Source organism: Noviherbaspirillum soli (assembly GCF_015352955.1).
In the GTDB taxonomy this organism is placed as follows: Bacteria; Pseudomonadota; Gammaproteobacteria; order Burkholderiales; family Burkholderiaceae_D; genus Noviherbaspirillum_A; species Noviherbaspirillum_A soli.
In genome coordinates this window covers 113,499-138,235 of sequence record NZ_JACYOX010000005.1, presented here as the reverse complement: position 1 = coordinate 138,235, position 24,737 = coordinate 113,499, and the positions used below count along the sequence as shown (strand labels likewise).

At 65.7% G+C, this 24,737-nt stretch carries 18 protein-coding genes; 8 read left to right on the top strand and 10 right to left on the bottom strand.

The features are described 5' to 3' along the window. The first annotated feature begins 98 nt into the window (after positions 1-98). Together IGW04_RS07040 and IGW04_RS07035 are read left to right on the top strand one after the other, a co-directional pair. Complete coding sequence (locus tag IGW04_RS07040) at positions 99-1,622, top strand: MDR family MFS transporter (protein WP_194712340.1); 1,524 nt, start codon at positions 99-101, stop codon at positions 1,620-1,622. 1,208 nt (positions 1,623-2,830) lie between these two features. Then, positions 2,831-3,733, top strand: coding sequence for a LysR family transcriptional regulator (locus tag IGW04_RS07035; RefSeq protein WP_194712339.1), 903 nt, complete (start codon positions 2,831-2,833; stop codon positions 3,731-3,733). 107 nt (positions 3,734-3,840) lie between these two features. On the opposite strand, the gene IGW04_RS07030 is transcribed toward IGW04_RS07035, so the two are convergent. The 4 genes from IGW04_RS07030 to IGW04_RS07015 are packed head-to-tail and all read right to left on the bottom strand — an operon-like array spanning position 3,841 to position 7,862. Then, on the bottom strand, positions 3,841-4,899 hold the full coding sequence (locus tag IGW04_RS07030; protein ID WP_194712338.1) for a VWA domain-containing protein: 1,059 nt from the start codon (positions 4,897-4,899) through the stop codon (positions 3,841-3,843). Further along, complete coding sequence (locus tag IGW04_RS07025) at positions 4,900-5,868, bottom strand: DUF58 domain-containing protein (protein WP_194712337.1); 969 nt, start codon at positions 5,866-5,868, stop codon at positions 4,900-4,902. Continuing rightward, a complete protein-coding gene (locus IGW04_RS07020; RefSeq protein WP_228526905.1) occupies positions 5,843-6,859 on the bottom strand; it encodes an AAA family ATPase in 1,017 nt (338 codons plus the stop codon). The genes IGW04_RS07025 and IGW04_RS07020 overlap by 26 nt, the downstream gene beginning before the upstream one ends. A 19-nt stretch (positions 6,860-6,878) precedes the next feature. Continuing rightward, complete coding sequence (locus IGW04_RS07015) at positions 6,879-7,862, bottom strand: S1C family serine protease (protein WP_194712336.1); 984 nt, start codon at positions 7,860-7,862, stop codon at positions 6,879-6,881. A 232-nt stretch (positions 7,863-8,094) separates the two neighbouring features. Between IGW04_RS07015 and IGW04_RS07010 the strand changes: the two genes are divergently transcribed. The 5 genes from IGW04_RS07010 to IGW04_RS06990 all read left to right on the top strand — a co-directional run bounded on the left by IGW04_RS07010 (position 8,095) and on the right by IGW04_RS06990 (position 14,162). Further along, entirely contained in the window at positions 8,095-8,481 is a 387-nt protein-coding gene (locus tag IGW04_RS07010; protein WP_194712335.1) for a hypothetical protein, read from the top strand. Positions 8,482-8,929: 448 nt separating this feature from the next. After that, positions 8,930-9,538, top strand: a complete 609-nt coding sequence (locus IGW04_RS07005) for a hypothetical protein (RefSeq protein WP_194712334.1) — start codon at positions 8,930-8,932, stop codon at positions 9,536-9,538. Between the two features lie 376 nt (positions 9,539-9,914). Further along, complete coding sequence (locus tag IGW04_RS07000; protein WP_194712333.1) at positions 9,915-11,405, top strand: efflux transporter outer membrane subunit; 1,491 nt, start codon at positions 9,915-9,917, stop codon at positions 11,403-11,405. 2 nt (positions 11,406-11,407) lie between these two features. After that, positions 11,408-12,607 (top strand): HlyD family secretion protein, encoded by a 1,200-nt coding sequence (locus IGW04_RS06995; protein ID WP_194712373.1) that lies wholly within the window; start codon positions 11,408-11,410, stop codon positions 12,605-12,607. 1 nt (position 12,608) lies between these two features. Then, positions 12,609-14,162, top strand: coding sequence for a DHA2 family efflux MFS transporter permease subunit (locus IGW04_RS06990; protein ID WP_194712332.1), 1,554 nt, complete (start codon positions 12,609-12,611; stop codon positions 14,160-14,162). 417 nt (positions 14,163-14,579) lie between these two features. Here the strand turns inward: IGW04_RS06990 and IGW04_RS06985 are convergent, their stop codons facing one another. The 3 genes from IGW04_RS06985 to IGW04_RS06975 all read right to left on the bottom strand — a co-directional run bounded on the left by IGW04_RS06985 (position 14,580) and on the right by IGW04_RS06975 (position 20,373). After that, positions 14,580-15,974, bottom strand: coding sequence for an 8-oxoguanine deaminase (locus IGW04_RS06985; RefSeq protein WP_194712331.1), 1,395 nt, complete (start codon positions 15,972-15,974; stop codon positions 14,580-14,582). 28 nt (positions 15,975-16,002) lie between these two features. Further along, the gene (locus IGW04_RS06980; RefSeq protein WP_194712330.1) at positions 16,003-16,950 is read right to left on the bottom strand and encodes a LysR family transcriptional regulator; all 948 of its coding nucleotides are present in this window, start codon (positions 16,948-16,950) and stop codon (positions 16,003-16,005) included. Between the two features lie 138 nt (positions 16,951-17,088). Further along, complete coding sequence (locus tag IGW04_RS06975) at positions 17,089-20,373, bottom strand: ankyrin repeat domain-containing protein (protein ID WP_194712329.1); 3,285 nt, start codon at positions 20,371-20,373, stop codon at positions 17,089-17,091. An 81-nt stretch (positions 20,374-20,454) separates the two neighbouring features. Here IGW04_RS06975 and IGW04_RS06970 point away from each other — a divergent pair, with 81 nt between their 5' ends. After that, the gene (locus tag IGW04_RS06970) at positions 20,455-20,853 is read left to right on the top strand and encodes a hypothetical protein (RefSeq protein ID WP_194712328.1); all 399 of its coding nucleotides are present in this window, start codon (positions 20,455-20,457) and stop codon (positions 20,851-20,853) included. 184 nt (positions 20,854-21,037) lie between these two features. Here the strand turns inward: IGW04_RS06970 and IGW04_RS06965 are convergent, their stop codons facing one another. The 3 genes from IGW04_RS06965 to xdhC form a co-directional block, all read right to left on the bottom strand. Beyond that, positions 21,038-22,150, bottom strand: a complete 1,113-nt coding sequence (locus tag IGW04_RS06965; RefSeq protein WP_194712327.1) for a porin — start codon at positions 22,148-22,150, stop codon at positions 21,038-21,040. A gap of 268 nt (positions 22,151-22,418) precedes the next feature. Then, entirely contained in the window at positions 22,419-23,735 is a 1,317-nt protein-coding gene (gene guaD, locus IGW04_RS06960) for a guanine deaminase (RefSeq protein WP_194712326.1), read from the bottom strand. Next, complete coding sequence (gene xdhC, locus IGW04_RS06955) at positions 23,732-24,727, bottom strand: xanthine dehydrogenase accessory protein XdhC (protein WP_194712325.1); 996 nt, start codon at positions 24,725-24,727, stop codon at positions 23,732-23,734. Before xdhC ends, guaD begins: the two co-directional genes overlap by 4 nt. Between the last annotated feature and the right edge of the window lie 10 nt (positions 24,728-24,737).

Sequence of the window (24,737 nt, the reverse complement as noted above, 5' to 3'; positions counted from 1 at the left end):
CAGCAGGGGCCGCTTGCAGCCCGGCGCAATGCGTCCGCCGCGCCAATCTGCGATACTTGCCGCCTTGCCATGCCACCCGCTTCCGCCATCCTCGCATCATGACCGATCTGTCCCAGCCCGCCGCAACCGAACGTCCCGTTTTTACCCATGCCCAGGTCCGCTCCATCATCATCGGCGTTCTGCTCGCCATCCTGATGGGCGCGCTGGACCAGACCATCATCTCGGTAGCCTTGCCGGTGCTGTCGGCCGAGCTGGGCGGCTTCGCCTGGCTGGCCTGGGTAGTGTCGGGCTACCTGGTGGCGGTGGCGGTGATCACGCCGATCTACGGCAAGCTTGGCGACCTCTACGGCCGGCGGCTGATGCTGTCGGTGTCGATCGGCATCTTCCTGGTCGCTTCGGTGCTGTGCGCGCTGTCGACCTCGATGGCGATGCTGGTGGTGGGCCGGGTGCTGCAGGGCCTGGGCGGCGGCGGCCTGATCTCGATCTCGCAGGGCATCATCGCCGACGTGGTGTCGCCGCGCGAACGCGGCCGCTACCAGGGCTATGTCAGCGGCACCTACGCGGTGGCCAGCGTCGCCGGGCCGCTGCTGGGCGGGCTGCTGACGCACTACCTGTCATGGCGCTGGGTGTTCTGGATCAACCTGCCGCTGGGCCTGGCGGCATTCTTCGTCTCGCGTCGCGCGCTGGCCGCGCTGTCGCCGCCGCGGGTGGAGCGCCGCATCGATTATCTCGGCGCGTTCCTGCTGTCGGTGGGCCTGACCGCGCTGCTGGTTGGCATCACGCGCATCGGCCAGGGCGTGGCCTGGGACGAGACGCGCAACCTGGCGCTGTTCGGCGGCGCGCTGGCCGTGCTGGCCGTCTTCCTGCGCCAGCAGGCGCTGGCGGCCGAGCCCATCCTGCCGCTGTACCTGTTTCGCATTCCCACGGTGGTGCTGTGCTGCGGCATCCTGTTCATCGCCTTTGCGCAGGTGGTATCGCTGTCGGTGCTGATCCCTTTGCGCCTGCAGATGCTGACCGGCAGCGGCGCCGACGGCGCGGCGCTGCAGCTGGTGCCGCTGACCCTGGCCATTCCGCTCGGCGCCTACACCGGCGGCCAGCTGATGGCGCGCACCGGCCGTTTCCGGCCGCTGCAGCGCATCGGCGCGGCCATCGTGCCCTTTGGCATCGCCGGCCTGGGCCTGCTCGGACCGGAACGGTATCTGCTCAGCGGCATCCTGATGGTGGCCATCGGCATAGGCATAGGCCTGCAGTTCCCCACCGCGCTGGTGGCGGTGCAGAGCGCGGTGGCGCGCCGCGACATCGGCGTGGCCACCGCCACCGCCGCCTTCTCGCGCTCGCTGGGCGCGGCCATCAGCGTGGCGGTGCTGACCGCCATGCTGCTGTCGGCGCTCCAGGCCAGCGCGCCGCACCTGGCGGGCACGGTGGGTGGCGGCGAGATGATGAAGGACCTGGTCGGCGGCGCGCTGGCCCGGCTGTCCGGCGACGAGCGCGTGCAGGTGGCGGCGGCGGTCAGCCAGTCGTTCAGCCATATCTTCTTCATCAGCGCAGCCTTGTCCTGCTTCTCCTTCCTGTTTGCGTGGCGGCTGCCGGATACGGTGTTGGCCGGGCCTGGCGGGCGTTGATGGAGGCGGGGGGCCATGGGATGCGATGGTGGGCTGAGCTATGGTGGTGGGGGCATGTCGTTGCTTTCGAAGTGGCCGTTGCCGTTGCCGTTGCTTTTGAAGTGGCAGTGAAGTCCCGTTGAGCGCGCCGTGTCAGCGGTGCCCGGAGCGGGAAAAGGTGCGGCGTCTGTCTGAGCCAAGCGTAGCTTGGCGAGTTTAGCCGCGCCCCGCTCCGGGTACCGCTGACACGGGAACCCCCGCGCAGCGGGGGCGCGATCACCGGGTCGCCTTTTTTTGGTTACTTTTTTTGGCGAAGCAAAAAAAGTGACCCGGCCGCCGGGACGGACTCCCGGCTTGTCTCCACGGCAGTGCAGCCGCCTTGCGTCACCCGGCAACGCCCGGGCAGCACTGTCGGTGTTGACGTTGACGTTGACGTTGTTGTTGACGTTTTCAACGCAAACAGCAAACTGCAAAAGCAACTGCTGCTTCGCAGTGACGCCTTACCCCTGGTGACCCAAGGCGACAGCACTGCCGTCATGACCAGGCCGGGTGTTCGCCCCGGCGGGCGAGTCACTTTTTTTGCTTCGCCAAAAAAAGTAACCAAAAAAAGGCGACCCCGACTGTGCCGCCCCGCTGCGCGGGGTTCCCGTGCCGTCGATGCCCGGAGCGGGGCGCGGCTAAACTCGCTCCGCTGCGCTCCACTCAAACAGACGCCGCACCTTTTCCCGCTCCGGGCATCGCCGACACGGCGGTACACAGACGGGGACCCTAACGGCAACGGCAACGGCAACGGCAACGGCAACGGCAACGGCAACGGCAACGGCAACGGCAACGGCACCTTGTGCCATAGCCCCCATCCCACCACAGTGCACCCCGCTCCATATCCGTGCACCGCATCCCCACCTTCCCATCCATGGCTCTGGCACAGCCCTTGCAACACCGAAGGCACGGTGGAAGCGGCTGGTAGTCCGCCAGCTTCCGGAATCCGGGGCATTGCTCTTGCGGAGAGAGCCGCGCGTCCCCCGTCGGTGGGCGCTTGCTATCGGGCCGTCCTGAATTCAATAGCACCGGGCCCTGCCGGCCGGCTCCGGGCTCAATAAACCGCGGCTGTTTGCGGCGCTGCTGATGATCTGCGTCCCCGGCGTGCTGCTGCCTGGCCTGATGGTGACCTCGTTGCGGCTGGCGCTGCTGTAGCCGCCGCACTGGCATGAAAACGAAATGGAGTGACGATGCTGCATCCGCCGCGGCTGTATGTGTACCTGGACGCGGTTGCCCGCGCCGGCTCGATCCGCAAGGCGGCCGAGGCGCTGCATGTGGCGTCCACCGCGCTCAACCGCAAGATACTGGATGCCGAGGAAGACCTCGGCACGCCGCTGTTCGAGCGGCTGCCGCGCGGCGTGCGCCTGACCGCTGCCGGCGAGGTGATGCTGTCGTTCGTGCGGCGCAGCCTGTCCGAACTGGAGTCGGCAACCAGCCAGGTCGAGCAGCTGCGCGGCCTGATGCGCGGCGAGGTGCGGCTGGGCTGCGCGGAGTCGGTCGGCACCGACATCGTTCCGCGCATCGTCGCCGGCTGGCAGGCCAGGCATCCCGGCGTGCAGTTTCATTTGCAGGTGGGCGGGACGCAGAGCCTGATGGCGGCGCTGATGCAGGACGAGGTCGAGCTGGTGGTGGCGCATGACCCGCCGCCACCGCCGCAGGTCAAGCTGCTGGCCGACATGGCGCAACCGCTGCATGTGATGATGCGGCCCGACCATCCGCTGGCGTCGCGCCGCAGCCTGCGCCTGGCTGATTGCCAGGCCTATCCGGTCGCGCTGGGCGATACCTCCTTCGGCAGCCGCCGGCTGATCGATGCGCACATCGCCAGATCCAGGCTGAAGCTGCGCACGGTGGTCCAGTCCAGCTCGGTGGAAACCATCAAGGCCTTTGCCCGCCATGGCGATGCGCTGTGCTTTCAGTTCGAAGCCGGCACGCGGCGCGACTGCGCGCTGGGGGAGCTGGTCAGCCTGCCCCTGACCGATGCGGCGCTGGCCGGCAGCCGGCTGCAGCTGGTGGCGCGCGCCGGCCGTACGCTGCCGGTGGCGGCGCTGACCTTTGCCGAGGCGCTCAGGCAGGCGCTGTTCGAGGATGGCTAGCAGGAGTTGTCCGGCGCGCTTCCGGCTTGCAGCGGTACTGTAGCCTGCAGGACGCTCAACATGCAGCCCAAGGCATGATGCGCCCGCTGTGCATCAGCGGGCAGCCGCTACAGTATCCGGTTGAACCACAGCATCGACAGTCCGGCTGCCAGCAGCGCGAGGAAGGCCGCCACCGCCGAGAAGAGCGCCGTGATCTCGGTCGATTTCTTTTCCATCACCAGACGGGAATTCAGCGATTTGTAGATGTTGGTCAGGTCGGTGGCATTGCCGGCATAGAAGTACTGCGCATGGGTGGTCTTGGCGATGTCCTTCAGCGCATCCTCGTCGAGGCGCACCCGCATCGACCAGCCTTCCTCGCCCAGGATCTCGCCATTGACCGTGCCGACGCCGACCGTGAAGATGCGGATGCCGCGCTCGGCGGCCATCTTTGCCGATTCCAGCGGGTCAGGGCCGGTGGTGGTCTGGCCGTCGGTAAGCAGGATGATCACCGCCGACGAGTAGGAGCCGGGCGCCACCGGCTTGAATTCCTGGGCCGGGGCCTGGCCTTGCGCCACCTGCTTGTCGAGCGAGCGGGCGCCGCCTTCGCGCTTGGCCGGGCGCGGATTGTCCGACTGCAGGTCGAATTCGACTTCCGGGATCAGCGCCTTGAGCGACACCAGGATGCCGCTGCCGACCGCGGTGCCGCGCTGCAGCTGGAAGCGGTCGATCGCGGCCAGCAGGTCTTCCTTGACCCGGGTCGGCGCCTGCACCAGCGAGGCGGTGCCGGCGAAGGACACCACGCCTATGCGGGTGGTCTGCGGCTGGTCCTCGATGAAGGCGCGCGCTGCCGCCTGCGCCGCGGCGAGGCGGTTGGGCTGCACGTCATTGGCGCGCATGCTGCCCGAGACGTCGATGGCCAGGATCACGGTCTCGTTCATCGACGGCAGCGTGACCACCGCCGCCGGACGGGCCACGGCCAGCAGCATCAGGATGAGTGAAAGCAGGAACAGCAGCGGCGGTATGTGGCGCCGCATGCGCTGCGCCGGCCCCATCGCCTCCCTGACCATGGCCAGGCTGGCGTAGCGCACCGCCATGCGCTTCCTGCGTCGCAGCAGCCAGAAGTACAGGCCCAGCAGCAGCGGCACGAGCAGCAGCAGGAACAGCATTTCTGGCCACAGAAAAGTCATTTAATGCTCCAGATGTTTGGGCAGCACGCCGCCGGCCGACAGGCTGCTGCGGCGGCGGCGCAGGTCGGCGAAGCGCAGCACCGCGTCCATCAGATGGTCTTCGGTGGACAGTTCCAGCACGTCGACGCCGGCATGCGAGAACGCGCTGCGCAGCGCGTTCTCGCGGGCTTCGGCCAGCGCGGCGAAGCGCTTGCGAAAGCCGCGGTCGTGGGTGTCGACGAACAGCTGCTCGCCGCTTTCGGCATCCTGCATCATCAGGAAGCCCAGGTCGGGCAGGTCCTGCTCCAGCGGGTCGTAGAGCCGCACCGCCAGCACCTCATGCCGCTGCGACAGCTGGGCCAGCGGCTTTTCCCAGCCGGGCTCGCTGATGAAGTCCGACACCACGAACAGCAGCGAGCGCCGGGCGATGGCATGGCCGGCGGACTGCAGCAGGTCCTGCAGCCGGGTTTTCGACGGCGCCGGCGCCGATGCGGCGCGCCGGGCCGCCGGCTGGCGCGTCTGTTCCGCCAGCGCCAGCATGCGGTGCAGGATGTGCAGCACATGGCGGCGCCCGCTGCCGGCCGGGATTACCGCCTCCACCTTGCCGCTGTAGAGCACGGCGCCGACCCGGTTGCCGTGGCGCGACAGCATGCGCGCCAGCACGCCCACCAGTTCGGTGGCGATCGCGCCTTTCTTGATCGCGCCGGAGCCGAAGTCGAGCGAGGAGGTCAGGTCCAGCAGGAACCAGGCGCTGGTCTCGCGCTCCTCGTTATAGACCCGCACATGCGGCGTCTGCAGCCGGGCGGTGACGTTCCAGTCGATATGGCGCACATCGTCGCTGTGCTGGTATTCCCGCAGGTCGGCCAGGTCCACGCCGTGGCCGCGGAACAGGGTGCGGTAGTCGCCGTGCAGCAGGCCATCGAGCCGCCGCAGCACGGTCCATTCGAGCCGGTGCAGCAGGGCTTCAGGCGTTGTTGTCGTAGCGGACATGGGCTTCGAGCGCGCGTTCCGGCGCCGGCAGGTGCTTCATGATGCGCTGGATCAGCATGTCGCTGTTGATGCCTTCCGACAGCGCCTGGTAGGACAGCGACAGCCGGTGCCGCAGCACGTCGGGCGCGATGTCGACCATGTCTTCCGGAAGCGCGTAATTGCGGCCGCGCAGGAAGGCCAGCGCCCGTGCGCATTCCACCAGGCCTATGGTGGCGCGCGGGCTGGCGCCGTAGGTCAGGTAGGGCGCCACGTCGCGCACGCCCAGTTTTTCCGGCTCGCGGGTGGCGGCCACCAGCCGCACCGCGTACTGGATCAGCGACGGGTCGACATAGCCGTTGCGGCATTCCCGCTGCAGCTCCGCCAGGTGCTCCATGCTGGTGACCGCGGCCACCGAGGGCGCCGGGCCGGTGACCCGGTTGGCGATCACGAATTCCTCCTCCTCGGTCGGATAGCCGACCAGGATCTTCATCATGAAGCGGTCGACCTGGGCTTCCGGCAGCGGATAGGTGCCCTCGGTCTCGATCGGATTCTGGGTCGCCATCACCAGGAAGGGCTGCGGCACCTTGTGGGTCTCGCCGGCGATGGTGACCTGGTATTCCTGCATGACTTCCAGCAGCGCGCTCTGCACCTTGGCCGGCGCGCGGTTGATCTCGTCGGCCAGCAGCAGGTGGGTGAACACCGGGCCGAAGGAAGTGGAGAAGTCGCCGGTCTTCTGGTTGTAGATGCGGGTGCCGACCAGGTCGGCCGGCACCAGGTCGGGCGTGAACTGGATGCGCTTGAAATTGCCGCGCAGGGTGCGCGCCAGGGTCTTCACGGTGAGGGTCTTGGCCAGGCCGGGCACGCCTTCCACCAGCAGATGGCCCTGGGCCAGGATGGCCACCAGCACCCGCTCCAGGAAATGGTCCTGTCCCACCACCACTTTCTTGACTTCATAGAGCACTTGCTCCATCTGCCGCGATACATCGGTGCCGCCGGTCTGACGTTCTATCATGGGATTGTTCCGTTTGCGTTCAGAAGGGCGACATGCCGACCGCCGCCGCCGCGTTTTCGATCGGGACCGCGAAGCCGATGCCGATGAATACACCCTGGTCGCCAGGGTTGAGGATGGCGGTCACGATGCCGACCACCTCGCCGTCCATCGTCACCAGCGGTCCGCCGGAATTGCCGGGATTGGCGGCGGCGTCGAACTGGATCAGGTTGGATAGGATCTTGTTGCCTTCCGGCGAGCGGTATTCCCGCTTCAGGCCGGACACGATGCCGGCCGACACCGACGGGCCGATGCCGAACGGGAAGCCGACGGCGATCACATGGTCCCCCATCGCCAGGTCGCGGCTGGGACGCAGGGTGGCGGCCACCAGGTCGTCGGGTATGGTCTTGGCCTGCAGCACCGCAAGGTCGTTCTCGGGCTGCACATTCATCACGCCGGCTTCGGAGACGCTGCCGTCGGCGAAGGTGATCTGCACCCGCTCGGCGCCGGCCACCACATGCAGGTTGGTCAGGATCACGCCCTTGTCCAGGATCACCACGCCGGTGCCCACGCCCTTGACCACATCGCCTTCCTTGCCGTCGACATGGCCGAGCTGGCGTATGCGCACCACCGAGGGATGGACTGCGCGAAAGGCGCGCGCCTCGGCCGAGGGCATCACCTTTTCCTGCATGGTGTGCAGCACCGCTGCGTCGATGTCTTCCTGCTTCAGCTCGCGCGGCAGCGGCCGGCTGGCGGTCCAGGCCATCATCAGCGTCAGGGTCAGCAATGCCGAGCCGAGCACCAGCAGCAGGCGCTCATGGCGCGCCATTACGCTGCGCAGGCGCTGCATGCGGCGTGGCTTGCCGTGGATGGACGTTGTGGAAGAGGGCGCTGGGCTGGCAGCGGCTGCGGGAGAGGGCGAAGCAGGCTTGCGGCTGTCTTCTGGAACCGGCGCGCCGTCAGGGGGCGACGCAGGCTGTCTGGGAGGACTGCGGCGTGAGCTGCTGTAGAGCGGCGCTTTCTTCATCAGATCCTGTCCGGATAGTCTGATTAAAATGCAAACGGTCTGTCGAAGGTATCACTTATCGAACTTGTTTGCATCGGCAGTGCGTCGATTTTTTTCATCGCTTGATTGTTCGCAAATTCAAGGCGGCAGCTGGCCTTTCGATGATTCCACGCAAGCCCGGACTGGCCTGCCGGCCGAACTGTTCAACCTGCTTCACATCTAAATTTATCAATCGATGAATAAGGAGCAGATCATGGCAGACAGCACCCTGGACCCGGACTATCTCACCAGCGGCCCGGATCGCAGCCTGGGACGGGGCCACGGCACCGACGCGCTCGGTCCCAGCGACATTTCCGATACCGGCAGCGACATGCAGGGGCCGGGTCTTTCACGCGATGTCGGCCTGGACATGGAAATGGGCACCACCTCCGACCCGGATGCCTCGATGGCTGGCGGCACCGCCGGTCCCGACGTCGGCGATGCCAATCTCGACAGCGATTCCGACTCTGGCGGCACCGGCGAGCGGGCCGCGGCAGCGCGCGACAGCATCGAGGCCGATGGCAATGACATCGATACCGATCGGGTGGAAAACGTGGAAGCCATCGATCCCGGAGACGCCGACGTCGACGCCGGAAGATAGTAGGCCGTCCCGCGCAGCAGGCGGGGAGAAAAGGAAAAAGCCCGCGTCGTTGGACGCGGGCTTTTTTTGTCTCCTCACCTTCAGGCAATGGATTTTTTTGTATGAAGCCCGCGCATTCTGCCTGATTTCGGTGGAACCGCCAACAACAAAAAAAGCCCGCGTTGCCTTGCGGCCGCGGGCTAACCCGTTCCCTTAACGGAAGGAGGAGACGGACGAATCATATCCCATATACGGCATATTGTATCCTTGGAGAAATATATTGCCGTATAAAAACAACGAAAAGTTTCTAAAAATCAAATCTGGAATTATCTCCAGGAAATAAATTTTATAATGACTGATGTCGCTAAAAGCTGCCTTCTATCTGTTATCTTCCTGGAAATTATCATAAATGAATAAGTTGCTGTTTTCTATGGCTGCTGTTGTTGCCTTTCCGGTTACCGGATTTGCCATGGGTCACGACCTCTCGGTGTCGGCAGGTACGACCGGATTTGCGGTCCATGTCGTCACGCCCCTGAACGACAAGCTGAGCCTGCGCGTTGGCGCAAGCCTGCTCGAACATGACCAGTCCGAGCGCACCCGTTCTGTCGATTACGATTTCCAGCTCAGGCTGCGCACAATTGACATGCTGCTGGACTACTACCCGGTCGACCAGGGTTTTCGCCTGACCGGCGGCCTGATGTTCAATGGCAACCGGATCGATGCGGCCGGCCGGCCCAATGCCAGCGGCGGCTATGTGATCAACAACCGTCGCTACAGCGCGTTGGAAGCCGGAAGACTGGATGGCCGCATCGACTTCCGCAATCTCGCGCCCTACCTCGGGCTGGGCTGGGGCAAGGCGCCCCGTGCGGAAAAGGGCTGGGGGGTCGCTCTGGATGTGGGTGCAATGCTGCAAGGCAGACCGCGCGTGGCGCTGGCTACCAGCGGGTGCGGCCTGCCGGAGCCAATGTGCGCACAATTAGCCGAGGACGTCAGCGTCGAGCGTGCCAGCCTTAGCGACAAGGTCGACAATTTCCGCGTATATCCAGTCATCAGGGCTGGCGTTACCTACCGCTTCTGACAGCGCCCGAGCGAGCCTCTGGCGTGGCTGCTGCACGCCCGCGCCAGGGGATCTGCATTGGTAAAGCCGTGGTCTACAGGGCGTGCCAGGCATCTCCATTACCATTGTTTCCCTAAAGACAATAATGCATTGCCGTCCGCAGCATTTATCCGGGCGGCGGGGCAACGTACACTCCCGCCTGGAACAGACTCGTACCATCTTTCTGCGCGTTGACGCTATATACGCAGGGAAGTATTGTTCTGCGGTTCTGCTTTCCGTGTTTCGGCTATATTACTGCCTAGTCAATTAAAGCCGACATTGAAACGCCCTGCTGGCATTTCCTGGCGCATGATGCCGGGTCATCCGGTTCCTATCCGAACATTTCCACGAGTACAGCATGACGAGATTCACGCCAATACGATCCGCCAGGATCAAGGCCGGCGCCGTCGCCCTGACTGGCGCGCTGCTGCTGTCTTCCTGCGCCAGCTTCAAGGGCATAGAGAGCGGCAAGCAGTTGCAGATGCCGTCCAACCTATCCGCCAGCGCCAGCCTGCCGGCCCAGGGCGGCGCCTGGCCCACCCTGGACTGGGTGGCCCAACTCGGCGGCGCGCCGCTGCGGGCGCTTGTGGAAGAGGCGCTGGCCGACAATCCCGGCCTGCAGGTCACCGCGGCGCGCCTGGCCTCGGCGCAGGCTGCCGTCGACCTGAGCCGCGCCAACCGCCTGCCCACCGTGGGCGCCGGCCTCAGCAGCACCTACCAGCGCTACACCGAGACCGGTCTGATTCCGCCGCCGCTGGCTGGCGAATACAAGGCCGACACCCAGCTTGCGCTGAATTTCTCCCATGAACTGGACTTCTGGGGGCGGCACGATGCCGAACTGCGCGCCGCGCTGGCGCAGGGCAGGGCGGTCGACGCCGAGCAGTACAGCGCGCGCCTGACGCTGACGGCCGCCATCAGCCGCGCCTGGCTGCAGCTGGCGCGCCAGAACGCCCAGCTGGAACTGACCCGGCAGCAACTGGTGGCCCGCGAAAAGCTCGGCCGCCTGACCGCGCTGCGCTTCAAGGCCGGCCTGGACACGGAAAGCGAGAGCGAACAGACGCGCCAGCAGCTGGAAGGCTTGCGCGCCGAGATCGTGCAGTGGCAGGAAGCGATGGCCCTGACCCGCAACCAGCTGGCCGCGCTGACGGGCAAGGGCCCGGACCGCGGCCTGGCGATCGCCGCGCCGGCGCTGCCGCCGGACTCGGCAACGGCCTTGCCCGACCAGCTGCCGCTGGGCCTCCTGGGCCGCCGGCCCGATATCGTCGCCAGCCGCTGGCGGGTCGAGGCGGCGCAGGGCGAGATCGCCAGCGCCAAGGCGCAGTTCTATCCGAATGTGAACCTGACTGCCTTCGCCGGCTTTTCCACGCTGTCGCTGCCGCGCCTGCTGGAGGCGGGCAGCCGCATCGTCGGCATTGGCCCGGCCATCCGCCTGCCGGTGTTCGAAGGCGGCCGCCTGCGCGCGCAGCTCAAGGGCCGGGTCGCCGGCTATGACAATGCGGTCGCCGGCTATAACCAGACGCTGGTGGATGCGCTGCGCGATGTGGCCGACCAGGTGCAGTCGCTGCGCGCAGCCGAGGCGCAGGGCGGCCATCAGCGTGCCGCCACCCAGGCCGCCGGCAATGCGCTGCGCCTGGCGCGCGAGCGCGAGCGGGTCGGCACCACCAACATGCTGCCGGTGCTGGCCAGCGAACTGGCGCTGATCGTGCAGCGCAAGGTCGAGCTGGAAAACCAGGCGCGCCGCGCCGACCTGCGCGTGAACCTGATCCGGGCGCTGGGCGGCGGCTTCGACGCCGATGCCGCCGGCCTGGCCACCGAACAATCCTCTCCTTCATCGAAATCCGCATCATGACCATGCAAAGTTCCGCTCCACAGGCCGCGCCAGCCCCAACGCCGGCCCCGGCCCGCAACGGCAAGCGCCGTGTTTTCCTGATTGGCTTCACCCTGCTGGTGCTGGCCGCGCTGGTGGCCTACGGCATCTGGTGGTTTATCTTCGCCCGCCATTTCGAAAGCACCGACGACGCCTATGTCGCCGGCAATGTGGTGCAGGTCACGCCCCAGGTCGGCGGCACCGTCATCGCCATCCATGCCGACGACACCGAGCGGGTGGAAATGGGCAAGCCGCTGGTGGAACTCGATCCGGCTGACGCCAGGGTGGCGCTGGCCCAGGCCGAGGCGCAGCTGGCCCAGACCGTGCGCGAGACCCGCACCCTGTTCGTCAACACCGGCGCGCTCAATGCCAACATCGCGCTGCGCAGCACCGAGCTGGCCCGCGCCCGCGACGACCTGGCGCGCCGCACCCGCCTGACCGGCACCGGCGCCGTGTCCGGCGAGGATATCGATCATGCGCGCAATGCCGTCAAGGCGGCGGAGTCGGCGCTGCAGGCCGCGCGCGAGCAACTGGCGTCCAACCAGGCGCTGACCAGCAGCACGCCGGTGGCCGAGAATCCGAACGTGCTGCGCGCCGCCGCGCAGGTGCGCTCCGCCTATCTCGCCTATGCCCGCACCAGGCTGCCGGCGCCCATCACCGGCTATGTGGCGCGGCGCTCGGTGCAGGTTGGCCAGCGCGTCGCGCCCGGCGCGCCGCTCTTGTCCATCGTGCCGCTGGATGCGCTGTGGGTGGACGCCAACTTCAAGGAAGGCCAGCTGGCGCAGATGCGCATCGGCCAGCCGGCGACCCTGCATTCCGACCTGTATGGCGACGACGTGGTCTATCACGGCCAGGTGGTGGGCCTTGCCGCCGGCACCGGCGCCGCCTTTGCCTTGCTGCCGGCGCAGAATGCCAGCGGCAACTGGATCAAGGTGGTGCAGCGGGTGCCGGTGCGCATCAGGCTCGACCCTAAGGAACTGGCTGAAAAGCCGCTGCGCATCGGCCTGTCGATGGAAGTGAAGGTGGATATCGCCCATGCCGAAGGCACGTCCCTGACATCCAGCGGCGCGGCGCGCACCGCGCCGGCCTACGAGACCCGGGTATTCGATGCCGCCGACCGCGAGGCCGAGCAGGACATCGCCCGCATCATCGCCGACAACAGCGCGGCCGTGGCGAAGCGCTGAGATGGCCACCGCTCCCCGCGCCGCCCTGCCGCCGCTGAGCGGCACGCCGCTCGTGCTGGGCACGCTGGCGCTGTCGCTGGCGGTGTTCATGAACGTGCTCGACTCGTCGATCGCCAACGTGTCCATCCCGGCCATTTCCGGCGACATGGGCGTGTCGCCGCAGCAGGGCACCTGGGTGATCACCTCGTTTGCCGTGTCGAACGCGATCTCGGTGCCCCTGACCGGCTGGCTGACGATGCGCTTCGGCCAGGTGAGGCTGTTCATCACCTCCATCCTGCTGTTCGTGCTGGCTTCCTTCCTGTGCGGCGTCGCGCCCAGCATCGAGATCCTGATCGCCGCCCGCGTGCTGCAGGGCGCGGTGGCCGGGCCGATGATCCCGCTGTCGCAGTCGCTGCTCTTGGCCAGCTATCCGCCGGCCAAGAGCGGCATGGCGCTGGCGTTCTGGGGCATGACCACGCTGGTGGCGCCGATCATGGGGCCGCTGCTGGGCGGCTGGATCTCGGACAACTACACCTGGCCGTGGATCTTCTACATCAACATCCCGATCGGCCTGTTCGCGGCGTGGGCCAGCTGGTCGATCTACCACACCCGCGAATCGAAGACGGTGCGCCTGCCGATTGACAAGATCGGCCTGGCGCTGCTAGTGATCTGGGTCGGCTCGCTGCAGCTGATGCTGGACAAGGGCAAGGAGCTGGACTGGTTCGCCTCCGGCGAGATCATCGTGCTGACCGCGGTGGCGCTGGTGGCCTTCGTCTACTTCATCATCTGGGAACTGGGCGAGGACCATCCGGTGGTGGACCTGTCGCTGTTCGCGGGCCGCAACTTCAGCGGCGGCGTGGTGGCGATCTCGGTGGCCTATGGCCTGTTCTTCGGCAGCCTGGTGATTTTGCCGCTGTGGCTGCAGACCCAGATCGGCTATACCGCCACCGAGGCCGGCAAGGTGATGGCGCCGGTCGGCATCTTCGCCATCCTGCTCTCGCCGCTGGTGGGCAAGATGCTGCCCAAGGTGGACGCGCGCTTCGTCGCCTCGACCGCTTTCCTGATCTTCGCGCTGGTGTTCTTCCTGCGCTCGCGCTTCACGCCCGAAGTCGACACCATGACGCTGATGATCCCGACCGTGATCCAGGGCGCGGCGATGGCGATGTTCTTCATTCCGCTGACGTCCATCATCCTGTCCGGCCTGTCGCCGGATCGCATCCCGGCGGCGGCCGGCCTGTCGAACTTCGTGCGCATCATGTTCGGCGGCATGGGCACCTCGCTCACCTCGACGCTGTGGGACAGCCGCAGCACGCTGCACCATGCACAGCTGGCCGAGCATGCCGGGCCATCCAACCCGGCTTTCAGCCAGGCGGTGCAGGCGATGCAGGCGCAGGGCATGTCGGAGCAGGGCGCCTGGGCCGTGATCGAGCGCAGCCTGTCGGTGCAGGCGGGCACGCTGGGCGCGACCGACATCTTCTACATGTCGGCCATCCTGTTCATTCTGCTGATCGGGCTGGTATGGATGACGCGGCCGGTGAGGTCGAAGACGCCGGTGGATGCGGGTGGGGCGCATTGAGGGGGCGGGGGCAGTGCGGTTGCCTTCCGTAGGGTGCAATACCCGAAGGGCATTGCACCGTGGTCGCCGACCGGGATGGCATTGTCGGCCGACTTCGTTGATCGACTGATGGCGTAATGCCCCTTCGGGGTATTACGCCCTACCGACGCAGCACCTTTTCCGCTTCGAACGCCGCTGCCGCGGCGCGCTCAACGCGATTCAAACCCAACAGCCAATTCAACAGTAACGGCAACTGTCGCTGTGCGCATATCAAGTGCAGCCGCAACCGCGGAAGCCCCTGTAACCGCTGCCATGAAGGCTTACCCCGAGCCTGACCAGTCGAAAATTGCCTGCGCCATCCGCGACGCGGCGAGAAGACGGAATCCAGTGCCCGGAACAATACGGCCACCATCGTCAGGTCAACCGCATTCAACCTCGTCAACCGTGCCGCGCCGCTTCCATCAACGCCCGCGCCAGCCCGTTATGGCGCTCCACCAGCGGCCCCAGGTCCAGCGTGGCGAGCTGGCCTTCCTTCACCACCACCCGGCCATGGATGATGCTGCAATCCACATTCGATGGCGTGCAGAACACCAGCGCCGCCACCGGGTCATGCAGCGCGCCCGCATAAGCCAGCTGGTCCAGCCTGAACATCACCAGGTCGGCCGACATGCCTGGCGCCAGCGCGCCGATGTCGTCCCGTCCCAGCACCTTCGCGCCGCCCAGCGTGGCCAGCTCCAACGCCTGGCGTGCCGTCATCGCATCCGGGCCGAACCCCACCCGCTGCAGCAGCATGGCCTGGCGCGCCTCGCCCAGCATGTGCGCGCCGTCGTTGGAGGCGCTGCCATCCACGCCCAGGCCGACCGGCACGCCATGGTCCAGCATGTGCCGCACCGGCGCGATGCCGGAGGCCAGCCGCATGTTCGAGCAGGGGCAGTGCGCCACGCCGGTATGGGTGCGGGCAAACAGCTCGATGCCGGGCTGGTCGAGCTGCACGCAGTGGGCATGCCAGACATCATGGCCGACCCAGCCGCAGTCCTCGGCGTATTGCGCCGGCGTCATGCCGAATTTCTCCAGGCTGTAGGCGACGTCGTTGACGTTCTCGGCCAGGTGGGTATGCATGGCCACGCCATGGCTGCGCGCCAGCTCGGCGGATGCCTTCATGAGGTCGCGCGAGACCGAGAACGGCGAGCAGGGCGCCACCGCGATGCGCAGCATCGCGTGGCGGCTGGCGTCATGCCATGTCTCGATCAGGCGCTGGCTGTCCTTCAGGATCGCGTCTTCCTGCTCCACCACCGCGTCCGGCGGCAGGCCGCCCTTGCTCTGGCCGACGCTCATCGCGCCGCGGGTGGCATGGAAACGCATTCCGATCTGCCGCGCCGCCTCGATGCTGTCGTCCAGCCGGCAGTCGTTCGGGTAGATGTAGAGATGGTCGCTGCTGGTGGTGCAGCCCGACAGCATCAGCTCGGCCATCGCGGTCTGGGTGGAGACCCGTATCATCTCGCCGGTCAGCCCTGCCCAGACCGGATACAGCGCGCCCAGCCACTTGAACAGCTCGCCGTCCTGCGCATCCGGCACCACCCGCGTCAGGCTCTGGTACATGTGGTGATGGGTATTGACCATGCCGGGCATGACCAGGCGGCCGCTGGCGTCGATGATCTCGTCGGCCTCGCCCGGCAGCTCGGCGCTCGGGCCGACCTGTTCGATCACATGGCCGCGGATGAAGACTGCGCCATCCGGTATCTCGCGGCGCTGTGCATCCATGGTGACGAGCAGGCGGGCGTTGCGCACCAGCAGGGTCTTGCCGGCGGCGGAGGAAGCAGGGGAAAGAGGCATGGTTCAGGATGGTGTTGAATGAAGGCGTTCAGGAAGCGGCGCGTGGCTGCAGCTCGCGGGCGACCGCGCCGATCAGGTCGCGCAGCCACTTGTGTTCGCTCGCATGATGCACCCGGTCATGCCAGAGCTGGTAGAAGCGCATCGGCGGAAATTTCAGCGGCACGCTATAGGTCTTCAGCGGCAGGTTCTGTTCATAGAAGCGCAGGAACTGGCGGCCGGTGGTCAGCACCAGGTCGCTTTGCAGCAGCATGTAGGGCATCTGGCCGAAGTATGCCGACTCCACCACCACGTTGCGCCGCAGGTTGTGGCGTTCCAGGAAGGACTCGATCACGCCGTGATAGCCGGGCATCATCTGCGACGGCGCCACATGCGGCAGCGACAGGTAGTCTTCCACCGTCATCGCATCCGGCGCGGTGCGGCGGGCATAGGCGCAGTCGGCGCGCATGATGCAGGCGATCGGGTCCTGGAACAGCTTGGCCAGGTGCAGGTGCGCGGGCGGCTCGTCCCAGTTGGCGATCACCAGGTCGAGGTCGCCGTCCGACAGCAGTCGGATATGGTCGATGTCGCGGCTGATGTTCAAGATCACCACCCGGCTCTTCGGCGACTCGCGCCGCACCCGCGCCACCACGTTGGGCAGGAACTGGCTGTCCAGGTAATCGGGCGCGGCGATGCGGAAGGTGCGTGCTTCCTCGCGCGCCTCGAACGGCAGCTTCTGCACGAACAGCCGCTCGGTCTCGTCGAGAATGCGCTTGGCCGGCTTCAGCAGGCTTTCGCCATGCTGCGTGGGCACCATGCCGCGCGAGCCGCGCACCAGCAACGGGTCGCCGGTCAGCTCGCGCAGCTTGCGCAGCGAGGCCGAGATCGACGGCTGCGGCTGGTTCAGCTTCAGCGCCACCCGCGACACATTCTTTTCCGATAGCAGCAGGTAAAGGATGCGGATCAGGTGAATGTCGATGTGGGCGGGCAGGCGGGACATGGAAGGCGGGCGGGCTGTTGAAGCGTTGACCCGGACTATACCGGAAGCGGCGGGTGGGGCGCCAGGTTGTACCGTCGGCAGGCGTGGGAAAACCTGGGGGCGGAAGACTTGCCATGCCTGCCAACGCGGCAGGGCAGATCAGTTGTCGCGCGGGCGAGGGTGACCTTTTTGCAGCAAGGCGACGACGCCGCTGTGTCCGGCCCGGCTGGCATGCTGCTGCGCCGTATAGCCTTGCCGGCATTTGTGATGCAGGTTTGCCCCAAATTTCAGCAGCAGCTCGACGGTGGATACTTTTCCCTGCTTGGCGGCGAAAATCAGCGCGGTGCGGCCGTAGGCATCGGCATGCTGGACCGTTGCGCCGCGCCGCCTGAGCAGGATGACAATCGCGTCATGGCCATTGGCCGCGGCCAATGTGAGCGGCGCGTGGGAGCCAGGCGCGGCATCCGGCTTGGCTCCCTGTTCAAGCAGGTATTTGACCAGATCGGCATGGCCATTCACTGCGGCGTGCCCCAGCGCCGAAAGGCCAAACCGGTCTGGCGCGTCAAGGCTGGCCTTGTGCTCGAGCAGGGTCTTGACGGTAGCAAGCCGGCCAAAGGCCGCGGCGGCATGCAGCGGCGTTTCTCCACGGGCGGATGGCTGGTTGACATTGGCTCCCTTGTCGAGCAGCAGGTTGATCAGCGCCTCGCCGGTCCCATGCGCCACAGGTCGATCCCTGTCGGGTGCCGCCTTGGATTGGTAGGTCGGCACGCTGGCGGCCAGCCAGAGCGGTGTGCAGTGGTTATGGCTTGCATGGTTGACCAACGCGCCGCGTTCCAGCAGGAGGCTGGCAACATCATCACGGCCATTGGCCACGGCCAGGCACAAGGGAGTCATGCCATTGACGTTCTGCTGCTCGATATCCACGGCGCTGCTAATGGAAAGCTTCTGCCATCCGTGTATCAGCCTTTCGCCAACAGGAGGGTTGCCATTGCCATTGCCATTGCCATTGTCGTTGTCGTTGTCGTTGTCGTTGTCGTTGTCACTTTCGACTGACTGCATTTCCGATCCCGTGTTGATTGACAGCGTGGTGTCGGCATCGCCGATCAGCTTGGAGACCATGTCCCTGTGACCATAACGGGCTGCCAGGGCCAGCGCGGAATTGCCTTCCCTGTCGACTTCCGGAGCCTTGACGGCGGCGATGCTAGGCAACAGGGGGCCAAGCACCGGTATCCTGGCGAGCGCCGCCAGTATGCCTGTTGTGGGCTCGGCCGATTTCAGGAAGGCCTGTTCCGCCATCTCCAGCAGATCGGCGATCGCCTCGTGCCCCTGGGCTATGGCTTCCAGCTTCGCGCTGCGTCCGGCCGCATTGACGTGCAGGACATGGGCCTTTGCCTGCAGCAGTTCCCTGACGACGGCTTCGTGGCCATCGGCGGCCGCGAGGATGAGCGCCGTGTCCTTTTTCTTGTTGGGCGTATTGATGTCATAGAGCTTGTTTGCGCGAACAGGCGTAAGCAGGACCTTGAGTGTGTCCAGGTTGCCGTTTGTAGCCGCGATCACGATGCCGGAATTGCCGGCATGGTCCAATAGCAAATGGGTGGCATGATGGTTGAAGAGCAGGTTCACCATGTCAGGATCCGCGCTGGCGACAGCCCATAGCAGCGCATTCATGCCCTTGATGTCGCGGCCATGCAGGTTGGCCCCTTGCTTCAACAGAAATTCCGCCGTTTCCCCATGGCCGTTCAGCGCAGCCAGCATCAATGCCGTGCGGCCCCATTTGTCGGCCTGTTCCAATAATCCCGCCACCGCCTGGCGCGCTTTTGGACCGGTGCTCTTTCGGCAGTGGCTGAGCAGAGTGTCGACGACATGGAAATGGCCCTTGGCGGCCGCCAGGGTGAAGGCGCTATGGCCGTCATCGGACTGATGGTCCGGATCGGCGCCGGCCGCCAGCAGAAATTCCACTCCCTTCCAGTCGCCTTTTTGGGCAATGACAGCGAGCGCGCAGTTGCCATCCTCGTCAGGCAAGTCACAGCCCAGGGTCAGCAGTTCCGCGGCGATCTGACTGCTGTTGAAATGCACGGCGAGCGTCAGCAGTGTTTCGCCGCGCCTGCCATCGCTCAGAAAGCCGGTCTCCTTGGCAATGAGCGCATGCATGATGGGCAGCGAATCGAACCGCATGGCCAGTGTCAGCGCCGATTCGCCGTCCGCCCTTTGCTGTATCGGCGATGCGCCTGCATCACGCAAAACCGGGATGATGGCAGCCTGCTGCGCCGCCACGGCATGCATCAATGGGCTTGTATCAGCCGGATCGATGCCGTTGACCTCCGCGCCAGCGCACAGCAGCAGGCGGACCATGTTTTCATTGCCACTGCGAACGGCGTATCCCAGCAGGGTAGTGTCGCGCTGGTCGAGGCACTCGATGTCCATGCCGCCGGCAGCCACCATGCGCGCGGCAGTCTTGAAATCTTCCTTGAACACCGCCTTGCAAAGTTCTTCCTGGCGCTCGGCTTCTGGCCTGTCCCGGTGGCGTTGCGCGGCGGACTCGTAGGCGTGGAGATTGGGCTTTTCCGTCAATGCGGACGTAGTCGAATTGCTGTCGGATGCAGTCGACACCGCATCATGCGTCAGCAGGATTTCGACAGCGACGCCGCGCCCTTGCTGCACCGCCAGCATCAGCGCCGTGGCGCCGCCGGAAGTCAGCAGGTCTACGCCGGCGCCGTGCTGCAGCAGTGCAAGCAAGGCGCGGTTGCTTCCCTTGAAAGCGGCGTGATGCAGTGCGGTGTATCCGTCCTGGTCGACCTCGCTGAGGTGCGCCTCTGGCATGTTGTCATTGGCCGCGGCGGGCGCGGGCCGAATGCCTCCGGATTTCTGCGCAAGCAAGCGATCAATCCCGGCTATGTCATCCCGTCTTGCGGCTTTCATCAGTGGGCTGAGAACCTTCGCCTTCGAACGTCGCGGCAAAGGGGAAGCGTTGCACATGAGAGATCTGGCGGATGGCGAATGAGGCGGGAATGAAGCAGTTGAAAATATCGACTCCGCGGGCCGCATGTTTGCGCCATCGACCGGCCTGTCGGTAACGGGCGTTGGCGGCGGTGCGGCACGGCTGTACACCGCGGGCCTGCCAACGGGCGGCTGTTGTTGGGCGCTTGGCCTGGGGAGCAAATTCAAATGGCCCTCTTCGGAGGAGGATTCTTCCGTTTCAAAGTCGACATCGAGCGACGTGACCCGGTCCGAGTTGGTGCCCCCATCGATGCTGGTTCTAAGTGAAATGCAATCTCTGCCATCCATGTCCGTGCTCTCTTGAAATGTTAAACAAGGTGCCGCTTGTGCGAGGCCTGCAAAACCTGTCAGGTCGGCCGGAAAGAAGCGCCGTTTGTGGCTTGGTGGAAAATGAAGTTCAGTGCCGTCCCATCGCGGCAGCCGGTACGCTGGTGGCATGGGCGCCATGCCGCAGGGATGGGTGAGAGGCTTGCGGTTTGCTAAACTTGCCCCCCCCCCGATCAACGCCGTTCAATGGCAAGGCTACTCATGGAAATCCTCGCGCTCGCCGCTACTCTGCTCATTTTTGTTTTTCTGTTGCGGCGCAATCTCGCGTCAGGCAGGCGCGTGGACGCTGCGCTCAATGTGCTGCTGGCAAAAAACGCCTTTTCCCGGTCGTCTCCCGATGAGCAGGGCCGGATAGCACGGCGCGCCAGCGACCTGATGGCCGAGCGCGGACATGCTGCCGAATTCCAGGGGGAAGTCGACCGCTATGGCTGGTACGCGCTGGCCATGAAGGAATTGGGCATGCCACCCGGCGTGCAGGGCTTCAGGGACTGGAAGTCGATCGGCAACCCGTCCACTGCGATTGGCGCCGGCGATCCGCTGCTTCGTACCGCAGCGTTTCTTCTCAAGAGAAAATGCGGCATCGATGTGTCAATAAGCTGAGGTCCCGCGTTCCAGGAACATGCCAGCCTCGATCGAATCGCTGCAAGGGCTGTGCATGCCGCGCCAGCGTGTGCACGGCCCTTGCGTGAAAATAAAAAAGCCCCGCTGCAAGCGGGGCTGATGTCTTCCAATACAGCATGCACGGCACGGACGCCATGGACGCCATGCCGGCGACAGGGATGGATCAGAAGCGGTGACGCACGCCGACGGCGAAGCTCTGCGCGTTGTCGTAGCTGGTGACCTTGTCGTTCATCAGGTAGGTGTACAGGTCGGTGCGCTTGGACAGGTTGTAGTCATAGCCAATGGTATAGGTGGTACGGCGACGTTCGGAGAAGAGGTCGCTGGTGCGGCGGGTCTGTGCGACGGATGCGAGGATCTTGCCGGCGCCGCCAGCCGGGATCGACAGGCCCAGGGTGCCGGTCTTGTCGCGCAGGTCGGCAAAGTTGTTCTTCGCCTGGTCATAGGTGGCGAACAGCTTGGCCATTCCGAAGTCGTAGGCGCCGCCAACCAGCCACAGCTTCTGCTCGGTCGCGGCGATGGGCGCGGGGGTGCCAAACGGTACATTGCCGCCGGTCAGGCTCACCGGCTTGACGGTGCTTACGCCATTGATGGGGTCGGTCGGGTTGTTGACTTCCACGTCATGGTAGGCAGCGGTCAGGGACAGCGGGCCGCTGAAGTACAGCACGTTGCCGCCAACGTTCTTCTTGCCGGCAGCAGCGGATGCCTCGCCCGGCTGGTAGTACAGGTTGGCGGTCAGGCCGCCGAAGGACGGGGTGGTGTAGCGGATCGCATTGCTCCAGCCGGTGTCGCCGGCGAAGGAACTCGCCCAGCCATTGGTGGGGACGGCCTTGTGCAGGATCAGCGGCGAGAAGGTGAAGGAGTCGCCGATCGGGTTGAACAGGAATGCCGGCAGGGTCACCGGGGAGATCATGCGGCCCAGGGTCAGGGCGCCGAAGTTGCCGGACAGCGCGATGTTGGCGTCGCGTGAAAACAGGGTGTCAGTGGGGAAACGGCCCTGGATGCCGCTGTCGATCTGGAAGAAGGCGCCCAGTGTAAACGACGCCTTCAGGCCGCCGCCCAGGTCTTCGACGCCCTTGAAGCCCAGGTAGGAAGTCGACATGCCGCCGCTGCCCAGCGAGGTAACGCGGCCGGCGTCGCCGCTGTTCTTCATCGAGCCGACATACACGTCAGCGATGCCTTCGACACTGACGCTGGTCTGCGCCATGGCAGGGCTGGCAAAGGCCGCAGCAATGGCGGTGGACAGCATCAGCTTGACGAGAGGGGATTTGGATTGCATGACTTCTCCGGGTTTCTTACAAGTGGTTAAAAAATTCCGTTTGGGGCACGAAACGATAAAAAAATCGAACATTTGCTCTCTAAGCAAAACTGGTGCCATATGTTGATTACGGTTATTTTTTCATAGCCATGGATATCAGTCATGGATTTTTGCCACTGTCTGCACCGCGATCAGGCGCGACATGCCGTCTTGTGGTGCAAACGAGACGAAACCATGCTTCGTCAGTTTGATGGCCGGGTTGTTGTTGAACAACAGCCTGGCAGTGTCGTCAATCAGCCTCTGCGCCAGAGGAGGATGCGAGCAGCCGGCCGGCGGAATAGGTCGCTGCGACAGCGCGGTCGTCGCCCAGCAGCGCGAGGGCGAAAAGCAGTTCTTCCAGCGATTCGCAGCGGCCGGTGCGGCGCGCCAGCAGCGGCGTGCACTGTGGGTCCAATACAACAAAATCGGCTTCATTGCCGGGCCTGAAGCTGCCTATCGTGTCTTCCAGGCACAGGCTGCGCGCGCCGCCCAGGGTGGCGAGATAGAACATGCGCAGCGCCGGCAGGTAGGTGCCGCCCATGCGGGCCACCTTGTAGATCTCGTTCATGGTGCGCAGCATCGAGAACGAGGTGCCGCCGCCGACATCGGTGGCCAGCGACAGCCGCATGCGCGCGGCGTCGGCGGCGGGGAAGTCGAACAGGCCGCTGCCCAGGAACAGGTTGGAGGTCGGGCAGAGCGCCGCCGCGGCCCCGGTCTCGGCCATGCGGGCGCGGTCGGCATCGTCGAGGTAGATGCAGTGGCCGTACATGGCGCGGTCGCGCAGCAGGCCGTAGCGGTCATAGACATCCAGATAGCTGCGCGCCTGCGGATACAGCGTCTTGACCCAGGCGATCTCGTCGGTGTTCTCGGCGACGTGGCTCTGGATGTAGGTATCGGGATAGGCGCGCGCCAGGTCGCCGGTCAGTTCGAGCTGGGCTTCGGTGGAGGTCGGCGCAAAGCGCGGCGTGAGCGCATACAGCTGCCGGCCCTGCTTGTGCCAGCGCCTGATCAGCGCCTCGCTGTCGCGGGCGCCGCTCTCGGCGGTGTCGCACAGGAAGGCGGGCGCGTTGCGGTCCATCATCACCTTGCCGGCGATCATGCGCAGGTTGCGCGCGCTGCTTTCGGTGAAGAAGGCATCCACCGATTCCGGATGCACGGTGCAGTAGACCATGGCGGTGGTGGTGCCGCTGCGCGCCAGTTCGTCGAGGAAGAAGCGGGCGACGTCGCCGGCGTGTTCCGGGTCCTGGAACTTGCGCTCGGTGGGGAAGGTATAGGTTTCCAGCCAGGGCAGCAGGCCGGGCGCGGGCGAGGCGATCATGTCGCTCTGCGGGTAATGGATATGGGTGTCGATGAAGCCTGGCAGGATCAGCTTGCCGCGCAGGTCGTGCAGCTGCGCGCCGGCCGGCAGGGTGGCGGCCAGCGCGTCGTAGTCGCCGGCGGCGAGCACGCGCTCGCCATCGACGACCAGCAGCCCGTCTTCATGCCAGTGATAGCTGTCGCCGGCGAAGGCCGGGTCGTCGTTGAAATGCAGCACGCTGCCGCGGTATGCCTGGATGGTGTTGCTCATGCCTGTTGCTTCTTTCCGTGTTCGGCCGCGCCGGCTGCGGCCTGGGCCTGCCAGAGCTGCAGCAGCTGCGCCGCGACCGCGATTGCAATGACCGCCGGCTCCTTGCCGGCGATGCCTGGTATTCCTATCGGGCAGACCATGCCGGCCAGCCGCTCGTCCGTGATGCCGCGCTGGCGCAGCCGGCGTTCGAAGGACACGCGCTTGGTTTTGGAGCCGATCAGGCCGAACCAGCCTGTGCGTTCTCGCCGCAGTATCGCTTCGGCCAGTGCCTGGTCCAGCGCATGGCTGTGGGTCATCACCAGAAAGCTGGCATGGCCGGGTGCGGTAGCGACCAGCGCCTCCGGCGTATCGGTGGCTTCCATGCGGACGTTGGCCGGCAACTGCGCCGGAAACATGTCCTCGCGTTCGTCGATCCAGATGATCTGGCAGGGCAGGTCCGCCATGGCGCGCACGATGGCCGCGCCGACATGGCCGGCGCCGAACAGGTAGAGCTGGGCCGCCGGCGGCGCGCACCGGTCCAGCAGCCAGCGCGCGCCCTGTGCATCGCTAAGGAAGCGGGTCGGCTCCGGGTTGGCCAGGGCTGGTTCCAGCAGCGGCGGCGCGGCGCTGTCCAGCGGCACCCGCCGCAGGCAGGCCGCATTGCGCGCCAGCGCGTCGGCGATCTGCTGGAAATGCGCATGGCCGGCCGGCTCGACCCGCTCAAAGGCGAGAAAGGCGACGCCGCCGCAGCATTGCCCCAGCGTCGGACCGAGCGGCAGCCGTTCCAGCCGGCGTTGCGCGCCGGCTTCGTCCGGCGCCTGCGCCAGCATCGCGCGCGCCATCCGCTCGGCCACGTATTCCAGATGGCCGCCGCCGATGGTGTCGTGCAGCCGGTCAGCCGTTACCAGCATCCTGGCGCCGGCTTCGCGCGGTACCGAGCCTTCGGCATGCGCCACCGTCACCAGGACGGCCGGCGCCTGCTGCTTCAGCAATTCGGAGAGCCAGATGAACATGGCGGCTTCC